The 5,326-nt window shown below is 61.4% G+C and carries 6 protein-coding genes; all 6 read right to left on the bottom strand.

The window, feature by feature from the left end:
* Positions 1-3 precede the first annotated feature (3 nt).
* A complete protein-coding gene (locus tag AACS18_RS04020) occupies positions 4-471 on the bottom strand; it encodes an outer membrane lipoprotein (RefSeq protein ID WP_005340126.1) in 468 nt (155 codons plus the stop codon).
* 97 nt (positions 472-568) lie between these two features.
* Complete coding sequence (locus AACS18_RS04015; RefSeq protein ID WP_108613765.1) at positions 569-1,066, bottom strand: GNAT family N-acetyltransferase; 498 nt, start codon at positions 1,064-1,066, stop codon at positions 569-571.
* A 112-nt stretch (positions 1,067-1,178) separates the two neighbouring features.
* A complete protein-coding gene (locus AACS18_RS04010) occupies positions 1,179-1,583 on the bottom strand; it encodes a nitrous oxide-stimulated promoter family protein (RefSeq protein WP_005356534.1) in 405 nt (134 codons plus the stop codon).
* Between the two features lie 87 nt (positions 1,584-1,670).
* A complete protein-coding gene (locus tag AACS18_RS04005; protein WP_108613764.1) occupies positions 1,671-3,473 on the bottom strand; it encodes an aminopeptidase P family protein in 1,803 nt (600 codons plus the stop codon).
* A gap of 33 nt (positions 3,474-3,506) precedes the next feature.
* Entirely contained in the window at positions 3,507-4,172 is a 666-nt protein-coding gene (locus AACS18_RS04000; protein ID WP_005340138.1) for a GntR family transcriptional regulator, read from the bottom strand.
* 193 nt (positions 4,173-4,365) lie between these two features.
* Positions 4,366-5,326 (bottom strand): phosphoenolpyruvate carboxykinase (ATP) (pckA, locus tag AACS18_RS03995; RefSeq protein WP_108613763.1); only part of this gene is annotated, 961 nt, incomplete at its 5' end.

Raw genomic sequence — 5,326 nt, 5'->3', positions numbered from 1 at the left:
CGCTTAATTCACGACGGCCACGTTGATGCTGCCGTTACCCTGGGTCATGCGCACGCGAGCACCCGGGGTGAAGGTGGGGCTGGCTTTCTGCACGACCACGATGGCTTCGCCGTTCTCTTTCTTGATCTCCAGCTCGACGCCGTCGACCTGATTCATCTTGTTGCCGATGGCGTTACCTGCCGCTGCACCGGCGATGGCGCCGCCTGCGGCTGCGATATCGCGTCCGGTGCCGCCACCGACTGTGCTGCCCAGCAGGCCACCGACTACGGCGCCGCCAATGGTGCCAATCAGGGAGTTCTCATCGGCCTGGATCTTCACCGGGCGAGTGGAGATGATGGTGCCGTAGCTGACGGTCTGCACCTGTTTGGCGCGGTCTTTGGTGTAAACATCGCCAGAGTAAACGTCACTGTTGGCGCATCCGGTGATGGTGGTAGCTGCCAGCAGGGCAATAAGGGTCATACGCTTCAACATGGTGGGCCTCCTGGGCTGCACGTAATTTGAACAATCCGGTTGATGAGTGAACTTTACTCCAACCCCGTCACACATGAAATCGGCAAAATGTAACCAATTATGCGTTCTGTAACCGGTTTTGTCCTTGAATCGCAGCTGTACCGGAGAGGGTTTTAACCAGCAGCAGACGGTCTTCTCCGGGGCCGAAATAGTCGGCTACTTCCGCCTGCAATATGTAACCGAGCCGGTAGTAGAGGCGCTGGGCCGGATTGGCCGGATCGACCGTTAGCCGCAGTTCGCTGATCTGCAGCGCCTGCTGGTTGGCCTCCATCTGGCGCATCATGCGCTCGGCCAGACCAAAACCGCGCGCCTCGGGCAGCACCGCCAGCGAGAGCACCCAGCCTTGCGACCGCTCCTGACCGAATCCCCCCAGCACATACCCCACCAGCTGCCCCTCGTATTCGGCCACCAGCAACAACTCTGGCCACAAATCCATCGCCTGACGGAAGAAGAAGGCGGGATAGACATCTTCGCCAAACACCTTGGCATCGATCTGCCAGATGGCGTGCATGTCATTGTGGGTAGCGGTGCGTAGCAGGGGCGGGTTGTGGTGCATCAGGACTCCATTGGCAGCAAACGGATCGGCAACGCCGCTGACCTTGGGGTCAACGGCAAAAAAGGAGCCATAGGGTAGTGGTCATCCCCTGCCGGATGCAAGGGATTGGCGGTTATGGCGGCAGGGGGCGGCTCTGGGGCAGTTTGGGCGCCTTGCGCAAGCCGTCGAGCAGGTGGCGGAGGGTGAGCCAGGGGTGGCGCAGCAACATGCGCGGGCCGCTCCACTTCATCACCTGCTGGATCTGTTTGCGCATCGCCGGTGCGTAGCAGTGGATATTGCAGTTGGCACAGGTGGGTTTGTGGCCGTGGCCATAACGGCAGCGACGAAGGCGCTGATGGGCGAAATCCCGCAACTGGCGACAGTGGCGGCAATGGGGATCCTGATGATGGTGCTGGCAGTAGAGGCGGATCATGGCGCTGACCGTCTGCTGCTCGCGCATGAGTCTGGGATGGTCACTCGCCTTTTTGCTGGCTGCGGCGTGTGAGCCCCGGGCTGGGCTGGCATGATGACTTTTCATGGCCGCCATTCTCCTGACCTGCTCGCTTTGGGTGTTGATACAGGTCAAAAGGGGGGATAAAAAACAGGGCCCGCAGGCCCTGTGTCATCAGATGAGGCTGGTTGCCTGCTCCAGCCAGGCGAGATCCTCGCCCTCGAGCAGTGGGCTCAGGCGGCGGAACACCTCGACATGGTATTCGTTGATCCAGCGGAATTCGGCCGGACTCAGCAGGCTGCGGTCGATCAGGCGGGTATCGAACGGCACGTAGGTCAGCCGCTCGAAGCCCAGCATCGGCAGCTCGCCAACCTGTTCCAGCTCGGTCACCACTACCAGGTTTTCGCAACGGATGCCAAAGCCATCTTCACGGTAGTAGCCCGGCTCGTTGGAGAGCACCATGCCCGGTTGCAGGGCGACCATGCTCCCTTTCGGCGCGATGCGCTGGGGCCCTTCGTGGACACTCAGGAAGTGGCCGACGCCGTGGCCGGTGCCGTGGTCATAGTTGTAACCGGCTTGCCACAGCGGCATGCGGGCCAGCACGTCGAGCTGGATACCGGCGGTGCCACGGGGGAAGCGGGCCTGATCCAGCGCGATATGGCCTTGCAGCACCCGGGTAAACATCGCTTTCTGCTCGTCGCTCACCTCACCCACCTTGATGGTGCGGGTGATGTCGGTGGTGCCATCCATATACTGGGCGCCGGAGTCCAGCAGATAGAGGCTGTCCTGGCCAAACGCGCGCGGGGTGCCGTTAGTGTGGTGGTAGTGGCACATGGCGGCGTTGGGGCCGAGCGCGGAGATGGTATCGAAGCTCGGCTCGACGTAGTGCTCCTGCTCGCGGCGGAACGCTTCCACCTGATCGGCCAGGGTGCCTTCATCCACCCCCTCGAACTCGCCGGAGGCGACCAACCGATCCAGCCAGGCGAGGAAGCGGGTCATGGCCACGCCATCACGCAGGTGAGCGGCACGCATACCCGTCAGCTCGATCTCGTTCTTGCACGCTTTCGGCAGCATGGTCGGGTCTTGCCCTGCTACCAGAATGGCGCCCGCCTCTTCCATGACGAGCTGAGTCCAGGCGTTGGCGCTGTCCGGATCGGCCAGCACCTTCTGCTGATCTTCACCGATGCGCTGCAACACGTCGCCCAGCTTGTCGATGGGGTAGACGGAGACATCCTGCCCCACGTGCTGGCTGAAGGCGAAGCAGTCAATTTTGTCGGTATCGACGAAGAAATCCATGCTGGTGTTGGCGTAGAGCACCGCAAAGCCCAGCACCACCGGCAGCCGGTCGATATCGCGGCCCCGCAGGTTGAGCAGCCAGTTGATGGGCTCGGCCTGGGTCAGCAGCACGGCATCCAGCCCGCGCTTGCGCAGGTCGGCCGCCAGCTGTTCACGTTTGGATTGGCTGGACTGGCCCGCCAGCTCCTCGCTGTAGAGGATGACCGGGCTCTTGGTCGGCTCCGGGCGATCGCTCCAGTTCAGATCGATGGGGTTCTGCTCGACGCGGATCAGCTCGATACCGCGGTCGGCCAGCACGGCCTTGGCGTTCTTGTACCAGGTCAGGCTGTGCAGGCGGGCATCAAAGCCAACCCGGGAGCCTGATGGCAGCTGTTCGGCCAGCCACTGCACATGAGGATTTTCAATAAGGTGGAGGAATTCGAACAGTTCGGCGGGAGTTTGCATCCGCGCCTGCACCGTATAGCGACCATCGACAAAGAGGGCTGCCCGCTGGGCCATGATGATGGCGACCCCGGCAGAGCCGTTGAAACCGGTGATCCAGTCAAGCCGCTCGGCATAGGCGGGGATGTACTCGCCGAGGTGCTCATCATCGTGGGGGACGATAAATGCGTCCAACTCCTGCATGGCCAGCTCGGCCCTGACTTGGGCGACGCGGGTTTCAATTATCTCGAAATTATTCATGTCGTTAGTGCCAGATGGTTGCTATATGAGTGTTCAGTTTTTATGGCCGCTGGCCAGGATCCGCTTGATCGACTGACCCGCTGCTTCGATATGCTGCCTGAGCAGCACCACCGCCTCGTGCTTGCGCCGGGCGCGGCACAGTTCCAGCAATTGGGCGTGTTCACGCTCCGCCTTGTCCACCCCGTCGCTGGCAAACAGCAGCTCGAAGCGGACATAGCGGTCACAGCTCAGATTGATCTGGGCGATCAGTTCAAGTGCCTGGGGGCGACCGGCTGCCTGATAGAGGGTGGCGTGAAAGCTGTGGTTCAACTCGGCCCAATGTTCGATCTGGGTGCCTGACTCCAGGGCGTGATCAAACTGGGCGAGGATCGCCTCCGCTTGTGCGAAGGTGGCTTCCGTCATCTTGTCGACGGCGTGAAACAGGGTATCGGCTTCCAGCAGCGCTCGCAAATAAAAGAGCTCTTCAATGGCCGAGGCGTCCAGCATGGTGACCACGGCGCCGCGATGGGCTTCGAACTTCACCAGCCCCTGCGCTTCCAGCTGCATCAGGGCTTCGCGCACCGGAATGCGGCTCACGGCCAGCTCTTTGGCAATGGCATCCTGACGCAAGGGGGCGCCAGCGGGGAACTCCCCACGGAGGATCCGGCCACGGAGGTTTTCCATCACCATCTGGGTTCGGGTCTTGTAGGGTGGGGTCATGGTCGGGTCACGATTGGGCGTTACAGAATTGTATATTGTATAAAGTTTGGCTGAATCTAACCTGTCACAATGGGCAAAGGCAAGGTTTTGGCCCCTTTAACGGGGCCGATGGCGGCGTTCGGGGCTCCACAAAAACAAAAATGCCGGTCAGCGTGGCTGACCGGCATGATGTCACTGATACGAAGCGAGCCTGTTACAGCTGCGGGCCTGCCGCAACCAGACGTTTGCCTTCGTCGTTATCGGTGAAGCGCTCGAAGTTCTTGATGAAGCGCCCTGCCAGATCGACGGCTTTGGCATCCCACTCGGCCTTGTCGGCGTAAGTGTCGCGCGGGTCGAGGATCGCTGGGTTCACATCGTGCAGCGCGGTCGGGATCTCCAGATTGAAGATCGGCAGCACCTTGGTCTCGGCCTTCTCGATGGAGCCATCCAGGATGGCATCGATGATGGCGCGGGTATCCTTGATGGAGATGCGCTTGCCGGTGCCGTTCCAGCCGGTGTTGACCAGATAGGCCTCTGCACCTGCCGCTTCCATCCGTTTTACCAGCTCCTGACCGTACTTGGTCGGGTGCAGGGAGAGGAAGGCTGCGCCGAAGCAGGAGGAGAAGGTCGGAGTCGGCTCGGTGATGCCGCGCTCGGTACCGGCCAGTTTGGCGGTGAAGCCAGACAGGAAGTGGTACTTGGTCTGCTCCTTGGTCAGCTTGGAGACCGGAGGCAGCACGCCGAAGGCATCTGCAGTCAGGAAGATCACCTTGGTGGCGTGACCTGCCTTGGAGACCGGCTTGACGATGTTGTCGATGTGATAGATGGGGTAGGAGACACGGGTGTTCTCGGTCTTGGAGCCATCATCGAAGTCGATGGTGCCATCGGCGGCAACGGTCACGTTCTCCAGCAGCGCATCGCGGCGGATGGCGTGGTAGATGTCCGGCTCAGCCTCTTCGGAGAGCTTGATGGTCTTGGCGTAGCAGCCCCCTTCGAAGTTGAACACGCCGTGATCATCCCAGCCATGCTCGTCATCGCCGATCAGCTGGCGCTTGGGATCGGTGGAGAGGGTGGTCTTGCCGGTGCCGGAGAGACCGAAGAAGATGGCGACGTCGCCGTCCTGACCCACGTTGGCGGAGCAGTGCATGGAGGCAATGCCGCGCAGGGGCAGGAAG

Source organism: Aeromonas sp. HMWF015, assembly GCF_963878965.1.
In the GTDB taxonomy this organism is placed as follows: domain Bacteria; phylum Pseudomonadota; class Gammaproteobacteria; order Enterobacterales; family Aeromonadaceae; genus Aeromonas; species Aeromonas veronii.
Note: the sequence above shows the minus strand (reverse complement) of the source record. Positions and strands in the feature narration are given on the sequence as shown.

Coding starts and splice junctions, on each gene's coding strand:
- AACS18_RS04015 (WP_108613765.1), bottom strand. CDS start 1,066: ATGCACCACAACCCGCCCCTGCTACGCACCGCTACCCACAATGACATG.
- AACS18_RS04020 (WP_005340126.1), bottom strand. CDS start 471: ATGTTGAAGCGTATGACCCTTATTGCCCTGCTGGCAGCTACCACCATC.
- AACS18_RS04005 (WP_108613764.1), bottom strand. CDS start 3,473: ATGAATAATTTCGAGATAATTGAAACCCGCGTCGCCCAAGTCAGGGCC.
- AACS18_RS04010 (WP_005356534.1), bottom strand. CDS start 1,583: ATGAAAAGTCATCATGCCAGCCCAGCCCGGGGCTCACACGCCGCAGCC.
- AACS18_RS04000 (WP_005340138.1), bottom strand. CDS start 4,172: ATGACCCCACCCTACAAGACCCGAACCCAGATGGTGATGGAAAACCTC.